Source organism: Streptococcus sp. 1F3 (assembly GCF_054968985.1).
In genome coordinates this window covers 24,909-42,439 of sequence record NZ_JBUEQR010000030.1, presented here as the reverse complement: position 1 = coordinate 42,439, position 17,531 = coordinate 24,909, and the positions used below count along the sequence as shown (strand labels likewise).

The following is a 17,531-nucleotide window of genomic DNA, read 5'->3' as shown; positions in this document are numbered from 1 at the left end:
AACGAGCCATCTAAGCAAAAAAGAACACTGCTACAAAGACTGTGAAAGAGCTATCTTTATTCATTTAGTAGCCTCTTTCTCTCCATCCTTGATGATAGGATTTGAAGAACAATCAGTAGTTAGGGGCTATTTATCTAGTCCTATAAGGTTCGGAACCTATGAATAATAGGTAAGTCAAAAAGGTAAAACAGCTAGTTGACTTTTCAGGAATATCAAAAAAACGCGCCAACCCTCCTATGTCTCCATAGGGGCGTTGCAACGCGGTTCCACCCTAATTTATTTCTTCATTTACTTCTTCACAATGATTCTGAAAGCGCCAATTACTCTTACTTCCGTCTGGCTTCCACCGTCCCAAACTCGCTAAAGGATATACCAAGTAACCCTCTTTCCTACTTGATAGTATAGCAGAAAATTCCCTTACTGTCTATAAAAATTCATGAGAACTTGAACCTTTCCCTCCCCTTAATTGCTACAAAACAAGAAGGAAATACTTCAATAGAGAATGTAGCCTCATATCTTTCAATGTATCATCTATATTGAAACCGAATTGAATTCGGACTTGATTTGATGCGTGGTCTTGCAGACAGCTGAGAATCCTGTAAGGATAGGTGGTCATTCATTGAACACATCGTCCATCTCCTATTTTTACTTGGCTCTTAACGTCCTCACACCTTATTTATGACTAATATTTCGTGTAATAAGGTCTCCAACAAATTGGATAACAAAGATAAAGATGAGGATGAGGAGGGTGGCAAGGAAGGTGACATCATCATTGGATCGTAAATAGCCGTAGGAAAGAGCTACTTGACCCAATCCACCTGCCCCGATCGCACCTGCCATAGCGGTATAGCCCACAAGAGAAATGAGCGTTAGGGTTGTGACCCGAATCAAATCTGGCAGACCTTCACGGAAATAAATCATGATCAAATCACCAAAGGTTGCACCTGAAGCTTGGGCAGCTTCAATCACCCCACCGTCCAATTCAGAAAGAACGACTTGAACCTGGCGGGCAAAGAAGGGATAGACTGAAAGAGAAAGTGGTACCAGGGCTGCATTCATGCCAATTGACGTCCCGACAATCGCTCTTGTTACAGGCGAAATAGCCGAGAGCAAAATGATAAAAGGAATCCCACGCAAAACAGAAGCTACCTTATCTAAAATCCAAAAGACCACACGATTTTCTGCAATCCCACGCGGTCCTGTCAAAACGAGAAATAAACCTGAAATCAAGCCCATGCTACCTCCGATTCCAAAAGAAACAAAGGTCATATAAAAGGTACTGTAAATAGCGGTTCCCCAACCAGTCTGACCACCCCACCCCATCTTGTAAATATGGGGAAAATTGGTTTGAATCCAGAAAAATAATTCATCCATCCTAGTCATCTCCTTTCAAAATCGTCACTTCTACATTGGCTGTGGTAACAGCTGTCAGAGCCTCACGTAGTTGTTCTTGGTGACCTGATAAAATTAAGACCATCTCCCCAACAGGTGTATGATCTAAAATCTCAATATTACCATACAAGATATTAGCCGATACTTGATAGGTCTTGTACAAGTCATTGATAATAGCCGTATCTGTGGCTGAACCCGCATACTTAAACTGAACCAAGAGGCTGTCTTCTGGTAGCTGTTTGACAATATCTTGCTGATAAATTTTAACCAAGGCTTCATCAATTCCTGTTGCTGTTTTGATAAAATCCTGTGTCAAAGCTTCTTTGGGATGAGTGAAAATCTCCAAAACAGAGCCTTCCTCAATCAATCGTCCGTCCTGCATAACTGCTACGCGGTTACAAATATCCTTGACAATCTGCATCTCATGGGTAATCATCACAATGGTCAAGCCTAATTTCTCATTGAGTTCCTGCAAAAGAGCTAAAATTTGTTTAGTGGTTTTAGGGTCAAGGGCGGAAGTTGACTCATCTGAAATCAGTATTTTCGGATCGTTGGCAAGTGCACGCGCAATAGCTACCCGTTGTTTCTGACCACCAGATAGCTGGGCTGGGTAGTTCTCCGCACGATCTGCCAAACCGACCAAATCCAATAGCTTCGCCACCTTAGCCTTCTTTTCTTCTTTGGTCAAACCAGAATGTTTCAAGGCAAAGGCAACATTTTCGGCCGCTGTCATCTGCGCCATTAGGTTAAAATGCTGAAAAATCATCCCAATCTCACGGCGCTTACTCCGTAATTGAGCAGCATTCAGAGTGACCCAACCATCCTCGAAAATCACATCATCATTGATACAAATACGACCCGCAGTGGGGACCTGCAAGAGGTTAATCACCCGAACCAAGGTTGATTTACCAGCCCCTGAATAACCAACAATCCCATAAATATCCCCTTGCCTAATATGAATGGTGACATCTTTCACCGCTTCAATCATCCGTTTTTTCTGATGAAAGGTGACATCAATATGGTCTAGCTTAATAATCTCCTTACTCATAACTTTTAATCAACTCCTCTACTAATTCGATATGACTATAATAGTCTGCAATGCTCACATTTTCATCTCCTGCATGATCTCTACTGTTGGCATTTCCAAGTCCAAATCCTGCAATTGGAACACCTAGTGCATGAAAGACCGTGTGCATGGGACCTGTACCAGGTGAAGTCGGTAGCACCGCTACTCCCTCTGGAGTCAAACCTTTTGCAAGCTCAATCACATTGAGAATAGCCGGATTAGACATGTCGCTACGATAACTCATCTCCCCCAAGGTAAAGGTCACTTCTACTTTTTCAAAACCATGCTTCACCAGGTGCTTGCGGATTTTATTCAAAACATCTTGTGGCTCCAAGCCCGGTACTAGACGCACTTCCACTTTGGCACTGGCTTGGGCAGGAATGATGGTCTTTACTCCTTGACCTAGATAGCCTGTAGAAAAGCCCTCAATGGTTATGGACGGTTCAAAGAAGAGACGTTTTAGAAACCTCTTTCTATCTGTTACTAGGGTTTTCAAGGTCAACCCATAAAGCTCTGTAACCGAGGCGCTTGTTGCTAAGGCAAACTCTTCAACTAGGGCTAGTTCACGTTCATTCGGCTCTTCTACCTGCTCATAAATCCCATCGACCAAGATACGTCCGTCCCGATCCCTCATCGACTGTAGGGCAGCCATGAGGTACCAGCTAGCCGAATCAATCACTCCACCATAGGAAGAATGGATATCCAACGCTGCACTCTTGACTGCCATATCAAAGGTGACAATTCCCTTATTGCCTCCTGCAATTTCTAATTGTCCCAAAACATTTCTCGCTCCTTGCTCCCAAACCAGTAGGTCAGCTCCTAGCAAGCGAGACCGGTATTTCTCCAAGTATTTGTCCAAGTCAACCGATGCCGATTCTTCAGCACCTTCCATCATAAAGATGATATTGACCGGAAGAACATCGTGCCTATCCAGATATTTTTGAACCGCAGACAGGCGGGCTATGATATGCCCCTTATCATCATCTACTCCTCTGCCATAGATGTAGCCGTCTCGTATGCTGACTTCAAAAGGCTGGTCTGTCCAAACTTGATCGTGATCTGCTGGCACCGTATCATAGTGATTATAGAAAATCAAGGTCTTGGCACCTGGCACAGGACTGGTAAAGGTTGCTAGAACAAAGGGTGCTGCATAGCTATCGTCCAAAATGACCTCGGCTCCCGCCTCCTCAAAGATATCTTTCAAATAAGTCGCTACTTCTAAAAGACCAATCTGCTGTGCAAAGATTGATTTTTTAGCAATCAATATCTTCAATTTTTCAAAATAGGCTTGCGTAATCGTATCCGCTTCAAATTTTCTAATTTGTTCTGCTTGTCTTGACATTATTTCCCCTTCTGGAGCCATTTTGCTCTCCAAACACCTCGTACTATTTCATTTCTCATTATACCATGGTTACCATCATCAGCTATATTTTATCCCCAAAAACAAAATAATGAAGTTCTCTCTGCATCTGCCTTGCTTCGTCTCAATTTGATGTTCATGGAGTATCGGTTCGGACTAAAAATGCTAGAAAAAAGATGAATCGCATGGATTACTGGACTACTCTCCTTCAATTCCCCATTTTTCTTTTTATTGAGTATTCTTTTCTTCATGTCCTCACGTCTTAATGGTAGGAATATAAAATGCTATGGAAAACCACAGCATTTTGTATTGTTTACCAAACCGGTTCATCCATGCCATCAGAAGATTCTTCAATGACTTTTTTCACTTCATCTGTATGAAATGCCTTCACCAATTCTTTAATCGCATCTGCTTTCGGTGATTTTTCCCAATCGCTTTTAGCTGCAATCAAATTGTACCATTGGTGTGAATTTTCATCTTTTTGCTCCTTGTAAAGGGCATTTTTATAATCCAAACCTGCTTCAAGTACAAAGGTATTATTGACAACTGCTGCTGCAACAGATGGAAGTGAGCTGGCTGTCTGACTAGCATCTAGTTCTGTTACTTTTAACTTCTTGGGATTCTCTTTGATGTTAACAATCGTAGCCAACTCTGTACCAGATACATCCAATTTAATCAAACCTGCTGATTGGAGAAGGTAGAGGGCACGACTTTCATTTGTCGGATCATTTGGTACCGCAATTTCAGAACCATCAGGGATTTCATCGACAGACTTGTACTTATTTTTACCATTGGCTGTACCAGAGTACAGGCGAATCGGAGCGATGTAGGTATCAGCGACTGCCATCAAGTCTTCCCCATTTTCCTTATTCCAGTTTTCTAAGAAATTATAGTGTTGGAAAGCATTGATGTCTACTTCTCCCTCAGCAAGTGCCTTGTTGGGTTGTGAATAGTCTGTGAATTGAGTAAACTCTAACTGCACCTTATCACCAAGAAGCTCTTTTACCTTATCCCAGCGTGCTTCTTCTGAATCGCTCAAACTCATCACACCGACCCGAAGAACATTGTCTTGGTTTGAACCTGATCCACATGCTGCCAAAGCTACAACTGAAGCAACTGCAACCGTTGCTAGTCCGACTAATTTTTTCAATTTCATAATCTTTAACTCCTTTGTAATGAACTATACATAGCTTATCATAGGGATAAGCATTTGACCAATATAAAAATCTTATGTAGTTCTTAAAAAATCTTTATCTGCTTTTTGTAGAATGTATAGCTATAGACTATACCCCTTGTTTTCAAGATTCTTCCCATTTTGGTTCGCATTGCATGCTCGCAACCTAACTTCGCAGAAAAGTTATCTCTCAGCCGTAGCTATCTCTATAAGATTTTTAAGAAAGAAACAGGTTACTCGATCAAAGGATATATTCTTCAGGTCAAAATGGAACGCAGTTGCCAACTCCTACTCCACCCGAATCTTACGATCACAGAAATTGCATACTCTGTTGGCTATCTAGACCCCCTAACCTTTAGTTCTGTCTTCAAGCACTATTTCCATATTAGCCCTAGTGAGTACCGTAGGCAACACAGATCTTCATGAACAAAGCACAAGCAAGGGATAAATGTAGCAATTCTAAACCGTTTCAGCTCTGAACAGACGGGTTCTGATTGGTTTTCGTGGAATAAAAGGCCACTCTATCTCTTATAGTGGGTCCCATTTATACTATATAACCAACATAAATATCTAAAACCGATAGCCCTCGACTAGGCTAGTAGGAAGCATTTCAACCATCGATCCGTTCCGTAGCAAAAATCTGTATTTTTCAATCAGAAGTGATATAATGCAGGTAATAAGAGGATGGAGGAATCTATATGTTACATTACGACATGGTTGTCATTGGTTTTGGTAAGGCAGGAAAGACGCTCGCCGCCAAATTTGCTAGTCTAGGAAAAAAAGTTGCACTTATCGAGCGCAGTCAGGCTATGTATGGTGGAACCTGTATCAACATCGGCTGTATCCCAACCAAAACGCTATTGGTAGCTGCCGAAAATAATCTTCCTTTTGACCAAGTGTTTGCACAAAAAGAAGCTGTTGTCAGCCGCTTAAATAAAAAAAATTATGCGACTATAAAAGACAAAGGGGTTGATATTTTCGATGCTGAGGCACATTTTATTTCAGATAAGGTGCTTGAAATGGTCGCAGGAGATAATCGGCAAGAAATTACAGCAGACATTATCATTATCAATACAGGGGCAACTTCCACTATTATTCCCATTCCAGGCTTAACCACTAGCGATCATGTATATGATTCAACCGGAATTCAACAGCTAAGTGAACTCCCAAAAACCTTAGGTATCTTAGGGGGTGGGAATATCGGCTTAGAATTTGCAAGCCTTTACAACCAATTAGGCAGTAAGGTAACTGTCCTTGACGCAGTCGATGTTTTCTTACCACGCGCAGAGCCTTCAATCGCTCACTTGGCAAAACAATATCTAACAGAAGACGGTATCACACTTCTGCAACATATTCGAGCAACGGAAATAAAAAATGACCAAAATAAAGTTCTTGTTGTCACCGAAGATGAAACCTATTCTTTTGATGCCTTGCTCTATGCAACCGGTCGAACCCCTAATGTTGAACCATTACAATTAGAAAATACGACCATTCAATTGTCAGAACGTGGAGCCATTCAAGTCAATCAATATTGTGAAACAAGTATCCCAGGTGTATTTGCCGTCGGCGATGTCAATGGTGGCCCACAGTTTACCTATGTCTCGCTTGATGATTCACGTATCGTCTATCACTATTTAACCGGAGCAGGGGACTACACACTAGAAAATCGAAAAAATATTCCAAGTACGCTATTTATTACTCCCCCTCTGTCTCAAATTGGAATGACAGAAGCACAAGCCAAAGAAGCAAACCTCCCTTACAAGGTCAAAGAAATCCCTGTAGCAAACATGCCACGAGCTCACGTTAACAATCATTTGCGCGGTGCTTTTAAAGTAATCGTTCATGCAGAGACAAAAGAGATTCTCGGAGCGACGATTTTTGCTGAGGGTTCTCAAGAAATCATCAATATCATCACTGTCGCCATGGATAACCATATTCCATACACCTACTTCAAAGACCAATTATTTACTCATCCTACCTTGGCTGAAAACCTAAATGATGTCTTTGACTTATAAGTAGTTGCAATGGATCCTATCATAAAAGAAGATACCCAGCTTATAGTTGTTTCGTTTCCTTTTAGTACTAGGCAAGGAGCTGCAGGCTGCTTCAACAGTCTAAGGACTGTTGAAGGTTGGAAATCATACTGACGATAGTCAGTAACAATCGTAGAGTAGGGCAAAGTGAGTTCCAATCATCTGGAAGAATGAAACAGTTCGGCGGACTGTTTCAGCCTGAGCCTAGAAATTTGAGAGCGAAGTGGGCAAGGTTGGAAATAAGGAAACGGAGTTTCCGCAATCGTTGAAGTAATAAAAGTTAAACTAAATGAGTGTATCATTTCTTCCCGTCAAAAGCTAGAACTACCTTAACCTATATAAAAAAGCACCCCAATCGTTAGATTTTGTGTCTAACTTTTGGGGTGCAGTTCATTTTTTTTAAGGGCTTTTTTCGTATGGATTTCTGGTTTAGACTTACAATCGATGAACAATATAGTCAAACAACTGCCGGTTACTTTCGCAATCCTTGCATAGAAATTCAGGATGCCACTGCACTCCTAAAACGGAGAATGCTCCCCGGCCTTCTACCGCTTCAATGGTTCCGTCACGTGGATCACGAGCTGTGACCTGCAAATCAGGTGCCAGTTGCTTGATCCTTTGCCTATGAAAAGAATTGATCTGGCTACCTTGATGAAAAAGCTGACTCACCCGACTATTGGGACTAACTTGTAAGCTGTGAAAGGTTCCCTTTATGGTATCCTGCCAATGATTCCTTACTTCCTGCTGCAAACTACCACCCAAGGCGACATTTAACAGCTGCATCCCCCTACAAACTGCAAAAATCGGCTTGCCCTGTTTCAATGCCTCATCAATCAAGGCTAATTCAAACTGGTCACGTGCCAGCAAATAGTCATCACTATCAACTGCTAGCTCCTCCCCATAAAAATGCGGGCTGACATTCTGACCACCTGAAAGAAGCAATTTATCCATCATAGCAACATAATCCTTCGCCAAATCCGGTGTCCCAATGGGAATGACAATCGGTAGACCACCTGCCTCTTTCACACCCTCAGCCAAATCTCGTGCTACTGCAACATAGGTCAAGCCAGACATGGGTGGCATTTCCTTTTCATTTCCCGTAATTCCTACAATTACTTTCTTCATCATGCCACCTCCTTTGCTTTTGCATCCATTTATTTTCTATCATAGCACGCCTCTTTCCTCATGTCTAATATGGATCTTTTATCAGCTCTTTAAAATTTTTTATCAGCTTCAAAACCACTATTCACTGCTCAAGAGCTCCTTATAAAATTCCTTTTCCTCCCTATCACTCCTATCATGACGGTTCGCAAGAAAGAACAAACTTCTGCCCTATTCCCTTTCCTTTTCTAGCCCATATCTCGAACAATTTCTGTAGATATTCTAAAAAACTATATCTATCTTTTCCATTTCATTATTTTTCTGGCAAGTTACATATAGCTTTAAACTATATCAATCCCTAATCATTTTCAATTATACAAATGAATCATTTTCTGCTAGGATAGTGACAAGAATATATTTTGGAGGAAACTTATGGTCACAACAATTATCGGATTCCCGCGTCTAGGCGAATTTCGTGAATTAAAATTTACAACAGAAAAATACTTTAGAGGAGAAATTAGTGAAGCAGACCTACTAGAGACAGCAAAGAATCTTCGTAGCAAGCACTGGGAACTGGTCCAAAAGGCAGGAATTACAGAAATTCCAAGTAATGACTTCTCACACTATGATAATGTCCTAGATACTGCCTTTTTGCTCAATGTAGTACCAAAGGCAGTACGGGATTTAGACCTGACCGAACTGGAGCGCTACTTTGCCCTTGCCCGTGGCTACCAAGGAGAAAAAGGCGATATTCGAGCCCTCCCCATGAAAAAGTGGTTTAATACAAACTACCATTACATCGTGCCAAAATTTGAAAGAGACACTCAAGTCAGACTGGCTTCCACCAAGATTTTTGATGAATTTACAGAAGCAAAGGCACAGGGCTTACACACTCGCCCTGTTCTCATCGGTCCCTTTACCTTCCTACAACTAGCAGACTATGAAGACGGCACAGCACCTACTGATTTTGTAAACAATGTAGTCGCAACCTATCAAACCATTTTTGAAAAACTAGCAGAACTAGATGCTGAGACGATTCAGCTAGATGAGCCAAGCCTAGTCAAGGATCTATCGGCTGAAGAAAAAAAACTGTTCCTAACCATTTACAATGAGCTATTAGCAGATAAAAAAGGCTTATCTATCCTTGTGCAAACTTACTTTGGAGACGTCCGTGATGTCTATGCAGACTTAATTGCCTTACCCATTGATGGGCTGGGACTTGACTTTGTTGAAGGGAAAAAGACGCTCGAACTCGTCTCAACAGGTTTTCCTACAGACAAGGTTCTCTATGCAGGCATTGTCAATGGAAAAAATATCTGGCGAAATAACTATGAACAGAGCCTTGAAATTCTAAAAAAAGTCCCTGCTAATCATATCGTGCTAAGCACCTCTTGCTCCCTCTTACACGTACCATTTACAACAAAAAACGAAGAATTTGAAACAGATATTTTGCAACATTTCGCATTTGCTGTAGAAAAACTAGAAGAGCTCTGTGACTTGGATACGATTTTGACAGAAGATGCTACTGATATTTTAGCTCGTAACAAGGACTTGTTTGGGACAAAAAGGGTTGGAAAAAATGCAGAATTGGCAACTCGGATTGCAGGCTTGACAGAAGCAGATTATACCCGCCTACCGGCCTTTGCAGAACGTGAAAAGATACAGGCAGAGCGCCTCGACCTACCAGCCTTACCAACGACAAGCATCGGTTCCTTCCCTCAGACAGAGGACGTTCGGGCAAACCGTCTTGCCTGTCGTAGGGGAGAGATAAGTCCCCAAGCATACGATGAATTTCTCGCTCAACAGATTGATGATTGGATCCACTGGCAAGAGGAGGTCGGCTTTGATGTTCTCGTTCATGGTGAATTTGAACGCAATGACATGGTAGAATATTTCGGACAAAACCTATCTGGCTACCTCTTTAGCAAGAATGGTTGGGTGCAATCCTACGGTATGCGGGGAGTGAAACCACCAATCATTTGGGGAGATGTCACCCGCCTACAGCCTATTACGGTTAAATGGTCTAGCTATGCCCAAAGTAAAACCTCCAAACCTGTCAAAGGTATGCTGACTGGGCCTGTTACGATCCTCAACTGGTCCTTTCCTCGTGAAGATATTTCAATCAAGGAATCCACCCTACAGATTGCCCTTGCTATCAAAGAAGAAGTGCTTGACCTAGAAGCTGCGGGTATCAAGATTATACAAATCGATGAGGCTGCTCTACGTGAGAAGTTGCCACTACGTAGAAGCGACTGGTATGAAGACTATCTAGACTGGGCGATTCCAGCCTTCCGCTTGGTACACTCATCCGTTGCGCCCGATACACAGATTCATACCCATATGTGCTACAGCGAATTTACCGATATTATTCCAGCGATTGATCGCATGGATGCAGATGTTATCTCCTTTGAAGCCAGTCGCTCCAATCTCGTGATTCTGGACGAATTAAAAGCTCAAAACTTCCAAACACAGGTCGGACCTGGAGTGTATGATATCCACTCACCTCGCGTGCCAGCTGAAGGAGAAATTGATCAGACTATCGCAGCGATTCTCGCCAAAGTTCCTAGCCGTAAGGTCTGGATCAATCCAGACTGTGGCCTCAAAACACGCGGTATCAAGGAAACCCGCGAAAGTCTAATCCGCTTAGTAGACGCTGCTAAGGCTGCTCGTCAAGAAATCAGCCAATAGACAGGGGAAGAGGACCTCGTTTTCTCCTCTCCCACCCCATAGAAAGGATGAAACAATGGTTCATACTCCTCGTCTTTCATTTGAAGTATTCCCCCCAAATCCAACCGTAGGCAATGAAAAAATCCTCTCAGCTCTCCGAGATATGCAGGATTTAGCCCCACACTTTATCAGCGTAACCGCAAGTAATAACAAATTCAACATCGAAGAAACCACTGTTCGGCTAGCAGATTATATCCATAACGACCTGGGAACCCCCTCTATTGCCCACCTGCCTGCTCTTTACCTAACCAAGGCACAGGTCGCCAATATTCTAACAGCCCTAGACCAGATTGGGGTCACTAACATTTTGGCCCTGCGTGGAGACCTGATTCCCAATCTAGCACCGCAGAGCGATTTCCAGTATGCCACGGACTTGATTTCCTTTATCAAAGATGAGGCTCCCCATTTTGATATTATCGGAGCCTGCTATCCAGAAAAGCATCCCGATTCGCCAAATCAGGTTTCCGATATTAAATATCTCAAGAAAAAGGTGGACGCAGGTTGTTCAAGCCTTGTCACCCAACTCTTTTTCGACAATGATGTCTTCTACGATTTTCAAGAAAAATGCCAGCTAGCAGATATTAACGTTCCAATATTAGCAGGGATTATGCCAATCATCAACCGTAATCAGGTTCTACGCTTGCTCCATACCTGTGAAAATATCCGTTTGCCACGTAAATTTCGAGCGATTTTGGACAAGTATGAACACGACCCTGAATCCTTACGAGCTGCAGGTTTAGCCTATGCTATTGACCAGATTGTCGACCTAGTCACACAAGATGTGGCAGGGATTCACCTATATACGATGAACAATCCACAGGTCGCAAACCATATCCACCATGCTACCTATTCGCTCTTCAAGCATTCTACTGTCTAGAGTATCTTCTTCATACAGTCCCATGGACTGTCCCAAGATATGAGGGGTGTCAAACGCTCTCATATCTGACTTGATAGAGAGGGGAGTTTAGGTTACAATAGAGATATGATTACAAAAGAGTTTGATACGATTGCAGCCATTTCTACTCCTCTTGGGGAGGGGGCTATCGGTATTGTCCGCCTATCTGGAAGCGAGGCTATCGATATTGCAACTAGCATTTTTAAGGGAAAACATCTTACGGATGTAGCCAGTCATACGATCCACTATGGGCATATTCTAGATCCTCTTAGTCACATCGTGGTCGATGAGGTCATGGTCTCTGTCATGAAAGCTCCTAAGACTTTTACGCGGGAACATATCGTTGAGATCAATACCCACGGTGGAATTGCAGTGACCAATGAAATTCTCCAATTGGTTATTCGTCAAGGAGCCCGCATGGCGGAACCCGGGGAATTTACCAAAAGAGCCTTTTTAAACGGCCGTATTGACCTCACTCAAGCAGAGGCTGTCATGGATATTATCCGAGCCAAAACAGATAAAGCCATGCACCAAGCCGTCCAGCAGCTAGATGGATCACTCTCTACACTCATTAACAATACTAGGCAGGAAATCCTTCACACTCTAGCTCAGGTAGAAGTCAATATTGACTACCCAGAGTATGATGATGTGGAAGAAGCGACAACCGAGTTGGTCCGTGAAAAAACCATGGAATTTCAAAACTTATTAGAGCGCCTACTCAAAACCGCACGCCGGGGTAAAATCCTCCGCGAGGGGATTGCAACTGCTATCATTGGTCGCCCGAATGTAGGGAAATCAAGCCTATTGAATAACCTTCTACGTGAGGAAAAGGCCATCGTCACCGATATTGAGGGGACGACCCGCGACATCATCGAAGAATATGTCAACATCAATGGCGTACCTCTTAAATTGATTGATACCGCAGGGATTCGTGAAACAGATGATGTGGTAGAAAAAATCGGGGTCGAACGCTCTAAAAAAGCGTTAGAAGAAGCTGATTTGGTCCTTTTAGTCCTAAATGCCAGCGAACCATTAACCCCACAAGATCATCAATTACTAGCGATTAGTTGCGATAGCAATCGAATAATCCTACTCAATAAAACAGACCTCCCCCTTCAAATCGAGCAAGACCAGCTACCAGCTGATAGCATTGCTATTTCAGTACTTCACAATCAAAATATCGACCAGATTGAAGAGCGAATCAATCAACTCTTTTTTGAACAGGCAGGTCTCTCAGAGCAAGATGCTACCTACCTCTCTAATGCCCGTCATATTTCCCTTATCGAACAGGCTCTTCATGCCTTACAAGCAGTAAATGAGGGGCTTGAAATGGGCATGCCTGTTGACCTACTTCAAGTAGATTTGACCCGCTGCTGGCAAATCCTTGGGGAAATCACTGGCGATGCTGCACCAGATGAGCTCATTACCCAACTCTTTAGTCAATTTTGCCTCGGAAAATAACACGACTAGCAAAATAGCTGTTCTCATTTGAGACAAGATCCAAAATACCCCTGGGAAAATACTCCCAGGGGCATCTTTATTTGTAGCAGGAAACGAACTACTGTTTGTTTATACTCAATAAACATCAAAAGTAGACTAGCTTTCACAATTAAGAATGGTGAAAGATTGGAAATGAGATTAGCACCGCTAATTTCCTTATAATCGAAGCCGAAGGTAGAACGAGCGTTCGCCAAGGTAAGTTGACCAAGTAGCCTTTTGATTTTAAAAGGGTATTAGAGGAACTATTGGATCGTCTTTGAAGTGGCTGGTTGACCTTTTTTCTCATTATAGTTTAACAAATCAGATACAAGATTCTTATAATTCTTATCCGAAATCAACCAATGCCCCTGACTATCTCGTTCTAAATCAAAACTGACTTCATAAGTCTTTTCTGTCAAAGGCGTTTCATTCAAACGGCTGGGAATCTCTACATCAGCCTTTAGCAAATCACTGAAATTAGCATAATATATAAAGTCAGAAGCTAAGGTATGGAGCTTCTTAAATTCACTATCTGCTTCATTCGCCTTATTGAGAGCCACAAACACATCAATCGTATCATCTGCCAAGACGAGATAAATCGTATTGATGGCATTTGCAGTTGCAGTGTTATTGATTTGACGTGATTGAAAGGTGACGGTCGCTTTATCATCTACTACCTCGACAGCTGTCAGCTCGTATTCTTTTATATCCTTCAAATTATCACGCCTAGTCTCAAAAAATCTCCTTAGAAGCTCTGAGGGCTTTAATTTCTCGAAGCCTTCGGCGTATTGATAAGTATACTTACTTTCAGGTGTCCAGCCATTATCCTTGATTGCTGCTTCAATCTGACTAGGGAAAATCACCTCTTGCGTCCAAGAGTTATAGGATTCTCCGTAGAGACTTGAAAATCCCTGATCATCTTTCGTTAATATGCTTCTTAGCAGAGTATCTGCATCTTTTCGCACGGTCTCTTCAGCTACTTGAGCCTCTTGACTACTGCCTATTATTTTAACCGTTTCTCTTCTTCTAATTCCACAGGAACTGAGACAAAGAACACTAAATACCAGAGCTAAGAACGCCACAACTTGCTTCTGTCTCATTGACATTCCTCCCTGTGCTTCATTATACCAAATTTTTAGACCCGTGCCAAATATACACAACAGTATATCGCAATGAAAATACCTGAAATCTTGTGACTCGCTTTCGTCTAAAGACCTCTAATGCCCCCACATAAACGATGCCCAACTAGAAAGTTTTTCCCTCTCAATAAAATACCCCTTAGAAAACATCGTTTCCCAAGAGGTAGAGCATGCCATTAAAATCCTTCTACATTCGTGTAGATTTTTTGAACATCTTCATCATCTTCAAGGACATCATACAATTTCTCAAAGGTTGCAAGGTCGTCCCCTTCCAAGACCACTTCTGACTGAGGAATCATTTCTAATTCTGTCACTTGAAACTCACTGGTCCCAGCCTCGCGCAAGGCTACAAGGGCCTTATGCAAATCTGTCGGAGCAGTGTAAACAGTAATTGTCCCTTCCTCTGCTTCTACATCTTCCACATCTACATCTGCTTCAAGTAATTGCTCAAAGATGCTGTCGGCATCATCACCTGCAAAGACGATGACCCCTTTGTTGTCAAACAAGTAAGAAACTGATCCGCTCGCTCCCATATTGCCACCATTCTTACCAAAAGCCGCTCGTACATTAGCAGCTGTACGGTTGACGTTAGAAGTAAGAGTGTCAACAATCAGCATCGAACCATTTGGTCCAAAGCCCTCGTAACGACCTTCTACAAAGGTTTCATCCGTATTTCCTTTTGCCTTGTCAATGGCTTTGTCAATGATATGTCTAGGTACTTGCGCTTGCTTAGCACGATCAATTACAAACTTCAAGGCTGTATTCGTTTCTGGATCTGGATCACCTTTTTTCGCTGCAGCATAGATTTCTACACCAAATTTGGCATAAACCTTTGAGTTCGCTCCATCCTTAGCTGTTTTTTTAGCTACAATATTGGCCCATTTACGTCCCATAAGGAACCTCCTACATTTTTTTCAATCGCTTTATTATACCATAAGATTGCCTATTTGAGAAGATATGCGTTATTTTTTGATTATACAGTTGACTTATATAGTTATACGATATATAATAGAACTATATAGTTGAACAATATAGAAAGGAAAACGATGAAACGAACGAAACACTTACCTCTAACCGAGACAACCTACTATATCCTACTTGCCCTACTCAAGACAAATCATGGCTATGCCATTATGCAGGAAGTGGAAACCATGAGCGAGGGTGAGGTCCGAATCGCTGCTGGTACCATGTATGGGGCCATTGAAAATCTCCTCAAGTTAGGGTGGATTACCGCTGTACCGAGTACAGATAGTCGCAGAAAAATGTACCATATTACTCCGGCAGGAAAGACAATCCTAGCTCTCGAAACCGAACGCATTCGGAAATTGAGCACACTTGCTAGTCATTTTGGTTTTTAAGGAGGCTCCTCATGAAAAAGCATAAAGTATTTGTAACCATTCCAGAACAAGAAAACTGGATTAACCAAATCCAAGCCCAAGGCTATCGGCTTATCAAAGTCCACCCTTACACAGCAGGCTATACCTTTGAAAAAGTTGAACCCGGAACTACTAGCCCTACCGTGCGCTTGGACTACCGACAATTTCCCTCTAAGCAAGATTATATTGAGTATCTTTCTCTTTTTGCTGACTGTGGCTGGACACTCATTCCTGGCAGCAAGCGCAATAGCTATCAATATTTTGTTCATATTGCGAGCAATACGGACGCTGATATTTTTTCAGATGACGAATCCCGTCAGGCTCTTCATAAACGAGCAGAAAATCAAGCTACTCATCTCTTTAGCCTCTGCATACTATACTTCATCATCCTGTTTCGGCAACATCCCAATCATCACTTCTGGAACCTTAAAGAACTTTATCTGACCCCCGGTCTATGGGAAAAATCAGGTAGCAACTTCTGGCTAGCCTTTCTTTTTGAAACCCCTTTTGTCTTTTTCCGCAGTGTTCTCCCTGCACTTATCTTCTTAGGATTTGCCTTCTTTTTCCTCTATGTCGCCTATAAGAATAAAAGCCACCAAACAGTAATCGGAAAAAAGAATCCTTGACACATTGAAAAAGGAGAGAAACCAGTTTTTATACTCAATATACTCATTTCGTTTAGCTTTTATTACTTCAACGATAGTGGAAACTCCGTTTCTCTATTTCCAACCTTGCCCACTTCGCTCTCAAATTTCTAGGCTCAGGCTGAAACAGTCCGCCGAACTGTTTCACTCTTCCAGATGATTGGACTCGCTTTGCCGTACTCTACGATTGTTACTGACTATCGTCAGTATGATTTCCAACCTTCAACAGTCATTAGACTATTGAAGCAGCCTGCAGCTCCTTGCCTAGTACTAATAAACGAAAGGACTAGATCATCTCCATAGTCTTTCTGCCACTATAGAAAAGAACAAAACCTATAAAAAAAGCAGACAAGGGTCCACTTCCTAATACATACTCTTGATAATTTCGATTCGAGTTATCAAGTCTCCGTGCATGTTATCCACACGAAGTGCTACATTTTTCAAGTAAACACAGGCACCGATTGAGATGGTCTTTTCTTCTTCGTTGAGTTTGCGAACGACGAAATCGCGCAAGGTCTCCCCCTTTTCTCCTGGAATTTTTACCCGTGCGATGATATTGGCTACTTTCACTTTTTGACTGGCCCGCATCACGATATTATCTGAATCGTCAAACTGGATAAAGAGGTATTTTCGGACTGCAAACAAAATGGCTACCGACACCATTCCGATGAGATAGTCCACACTCGAAGCATGCTCTACAATCAACTGACGGGCAATCGCTACGAGGAGAACCTCAATCACCGTGCGTGGTGATTGCTTGCACAACATCTTAATAAACTCCACTCCGACCGCAAGTGTAATCGTCCGATTTAAAAACTCTTGTAGGAAGTTACTGCCCTGAATGCCGTCTGGAATAGCTGACACCAAGTCCCCCAATAAAAGAAGCGATAAAATGAGGAGCGCAACTGCTAAAATCGCCGAGAGAATCAACTCCAAATAATAAACAACTTCTGTCACAACATTTTGTAAAAACTTTCTCATAACCCCTCTTTTCTATGCAATGATTTATACGTTTTTTAATTACTTCAACTCTCTTCCTCTTTGTATAAAGAGGATCTATAAAAGGTTTTACATTTATTTTATACTACCATAATTTTTAAAAATTTACAAGCCATTGGGCTGGAAAGTATGTGAAAACTCCCTAA

14 protein-coding genes and 1 pseudogene are annotated in these 17,531 nt (G+C 42.1%); 7 read left to right on the top strand and 8 right to left on the bottom strand.

Annotation, left to right across the window (positions count from 1 at the left end):
* Window positions 1-672 precede the first annotated feature (672 nt).
* The 4 genes from ACVPON_RS02410 to ACVPON_RS02395 form a co-directional block, all read right to left on the bottom strand.
* A complete protein-coding gene (locus tag ACVPON_RS02410; protein ID WP_462875823.1) occupies window positions 673-1,374 on the bottom strand; it encodes a methionine ABC transporter permease in 702 nt (233 codons plus the stop codon).
* 1 nt (window position 1,375) lies between these two features.
* Window positions 1,376-2,440: a methionine ABC transporter ATP-binding protein gene (locus ACVPON_RS02405; RefSeq protein WP_462875821.1), complete on the bottom strand. Its 1,065-nt coding sequence runs from the start codon at window positions 2,438-2,440 to the stop codon at window positions 1,376-1,378.
* On the bottom strand, window positions 2,433-3,800 hold the full coding sequence (locus ACVPON_RS02400; RefSeq protein ID WP_462875819.1) for a M20/M25/M40 family metallo-hydrolase: 1,368 nt from the start codon (window positions 3,798-3,800) through the stop codon (window positions 2,433-2,435). Before ACVPON_RS02400 ends, ACVPON_RS02405 begins: the two co-directional genes overlap by 8 nt.
* Before the next feature lie 331 nt (window positions 3,801-4,131).
* Window positions 4,132-4,974, bottom strand: coding sequence for a MetQ/NlpA family ABC transporter substrate-binding protein (locus ACVPON_RS02395; RefSeq protein ID WP_462875816.1), 843 nt, complete (start codon window positions 4,972-4,974; stop codon window positions 4,132-4,134).
* 192 nt (window positions 4,975-5,166) lie between these two features.
* On the opposite strand from ACVPON_RS02395, the pseudogene ACVPON_RS02390 reads away from it, so the two are divergent.
* Both ACVPON_RS02390 and ACVPON_RS02385 read left to right on the top strand, forming a co-directional pair.
* Window positions 5,167-5,418, top strand: a pseudogene (locus ACVPON_RS02390) (helix-turn-helix transcriptional regulator); the annotation flags it as partial.
* A gap of 272 nt (window positions 5,419-5,690) precedes the next feature.
* The gene (locus ACVPON_RS02385; RefSeq protein WP_462875814.1) at window positions 5,691-7,007 is read left to right on the top strand and encodes an FAD-containing oxidoreductase; all 1,317 of its coding nucleotides are present in this window, start codon (window positions 5,691-5,693) and stop codon (window positions 7,005-7,007) included.
* A gap of 453 nt (window positions 7,008-7,460) precedes the next feature.
* On the opposite strand, the gene ACVPON_RS02380 is transcribed toward ACVPON_RS02385, so the two are convergent.
* Window positions 7,461-8,153 (bottom strand): gamma-glutamyl-gamma-aminobutyrate hydrolase family protein, encoded by a 693-nt coding sequence (locus tag ACVPON_RS02380; RefSeq protein ID WP_462875812.1) that lies wholly within the window; start codon window positions 8,151-8,153, stop codon window positions 7,461-7,463.
* A 405-nt stretch (window positions 8,154-8,558) separates the two neighbouring features.
* Here ACVPON_RS02380 and metE point away from each other — a divergent pair, with 405 nt between their 5' ends.
* The 3 genes from metE to mnmE all read left to right on the top strand — a co-directional run bounded on the left by metE (window position 8,559) and on the right by mnmE (window position 13,209).
* Window positions 8,559-10,814, top strand: a complete 2,256-nt coding sequence (gene metE, locus ACVPON_RS02375) for a 5-methyltetrahydropteroyltriglutamate--homocysteine S-methyltransferase (RefSeq protein ID WP_462875810.1) — start codon at window positions 8,559-8,561, stop codon at window positions 10,812-10,814.
* Between the two features lie 55 nt (window positions 10,815-10,869).
* Window positions 10,870-11,730 (top strand): methylenetetrahydrofolate reductase [NAD(P)H], encoded by an 861-nt coding sequence (metF, locus tag ACVPON_RS02370; RefSeq protein WP_462875808.1) that lies wholly within the window; start codon window positions 10,870-10,872, stop codon window positions 11,728-11,730.
* Window positions 11,731-11,835: 105 nt separating this feature from the next.
* Window positions 11,836-13,209, top strand: coding sequence for a tRNA uridine-5-carboxymethylaminomethyl(34) synthesis GTPase MnmE (gene mnmE / locus ACVPON_RS02365; protein WP_462875806.1), 1,374 nt, complete (start codon window positions 11,836-11,838; stop codon window positions 13,207-13,209).
* A gap of 281 nt (window positions 13,210-13,490) precedes the next feature.
* On the opposite strand, the gene ACVPON_RS02360 is transcribed toward mnmE, so the two are convergent.
* Together ACVPON_RS02360 and ACVPON_RS02355 are read right to left on the bottom strand one after the other, a co-directional pair.
* Window positions 13,491-14,327, bottom strand: a complete 837-nt coding sequence (locus ACVPON_RS02360) for a hypothetical protein (RefSeq protein ID WP_462875804.1) — start codon at window positions 14,325-14,327, stop codon at window positions 13,491-13,493.
* 215 nt (window positions 14,328-14,542) lie between these two features.
* Window positions 14,543-15,259, bottom strand: a complete 717-nt coding sequence (locus tag ACVPON_RS02355) for a YebC/PmpR family DNA-binding transcriptional regulator (RefSeq protein WP_462875802.1) — start codon at window positions 15,257-15,259, stop codon at window positions 14,543-14,545.
* A 153-nt stretch (window positions 15,260-15,412) separates the two neighbouring features.
* Between ACVPON_RS02355 and ACVPON_RS02350 the strand changes: the two genes are divergently transcribed.
* Window positions 15,413-15,724, top strand: a complete 312-nt coding sequence (locus ACVPON_RS02350; protein WP_462875801.1) for a PadR family transcriptional regulator — start codon at window positions 15,413-15,415, stop codon at window positions 15,722-15,724.
* Window positions 15,725-15,735: 11 nt separating this feature from the next.
* Entirely contained in the window at window positions 15,736-16,368 is a 633-nt protein-coding gene (locus ACVPON_RS02345; protein ID WP_462875799.1) for a DUF2812 domain-containing protein, read from the top strand.
* A 381-nt stretch (window positions 16,369-16,749) separates the two neighbouring features.
* Here ACVPON_RS02345 and ACVPON_RS02340 read toward each other — a convergent pair whose 3' ends face one another.
* The gene (locus ACVPON_RS02340) at window positions 16,750-17,367 is read right to left on the bottom strand and encodes a hypothetical protein (RefSeq protein ID WP_462875796.1); all 618 of its coding nucleotides are present in this window, start codon (window positions 17,365-17,367) and stop codon (window positions 16,750-16,752) included.
* Window positions 17,368-17,531 lie beyond the last annotated feature (164 nt).

Bases quoted from the DNA above. Each gene is read 5' to 3' on its own strand.
- ACVPON_RS02405 (WP_462875821.1), bottom strand. From the start codon at position 2,440: ATGAGTAAGGAGATTATTAAGCTAGACCATATTGATGTCACCTTTCAT.
- ACVPON_RS02395 (WP_462875816.1), bottom strand. From the start codon at position 4,974: ATGAAATTGAAAAAATTAGTCGGACTAGCAACGGTTGCAGTTGCTTCA.
- ACVPON_RS02340 (WP_462875796.1), bottom strand. From the start codon at position 17,367: ATGAGAAAGTTTTTACAAAATGTTGTGACAGAAGTTGTTTATTATTTG.
- ACVPON_RS02360 (WP_462875804.1), bottom strand. From the start codon at position 14,327: ATGAGACAGAAGCAAGTTGTGGCGTTCTTAGCTCTGGTATTTAGTGTT.
- mnmE (WP_462875806.1), top strand. From the start codon at position 11,836: ATGATTACAAAAGAGTTTGATACGATTGCAGCCATTTCTACTCCTCTT.
- metE (WP_462875810.1), top strand. From the start codon at position 8,559: ATGGTCACAACAATTATCGGATTCCCGCGTCTAGGCGAATTTCGTGAA.
- ACVPON_RS02345 (WP_462875799.1), top strand. From the start codon at position 15,736: ATGAAAAAGCATAAAGTATTTGTAACCATTCCAGAACAAGAAAACTGG.
- ACVPON_RS02410 (WP_462875823.1), bottom strand. From the start codon at position 1,374: ATGGATGAATTATTTTTCTGGATTCAAACCAATTTTCCCCATATTTAC.
- ACVPON_RS02380 (WP_462875812.1), bottom strand. From the start codon at position 8,153: ATGATGAAGAAAGTAATTGTAGGAATTACGGGAAATGAAAAGGAAATG.
- metF (WP_462875808.1), top strand. From the start codon at position 10,870: ATGGTTCATACTCCTCGTCTTTCATTTGAAGTATTCCCCCCAAATCCA.
- ACVPON_RS02355 (WP_462875802.1), bottom strand. From the start codon at position 15,259: ATGGGACGTAAATGGGCCAATATTGTAGCTAAAAAAACAGCTAAGGAT.
- ACVPON_RS02400 (WP_462875819.1), bottom strand. From the start codon at position 3,800: ATGTCAAGACAAGCAGAACAAATTAGAAAATTTGAAGCGGATACGATT.
- ACVPON_RS02385 (WP_462875814.1), top strand. From the start codon at position 5,691: ATGTTACATTACGACATGGTTGTCATTGGTTTTGGTAAGGCAGGAAAG.
- ACVPON_RS02350 (WP_462875801.1), top strand. From the start codon at position 15,413: ATGAAACGAACGAAACACTTACCTCTAACCGAGACAACCTACTATATC.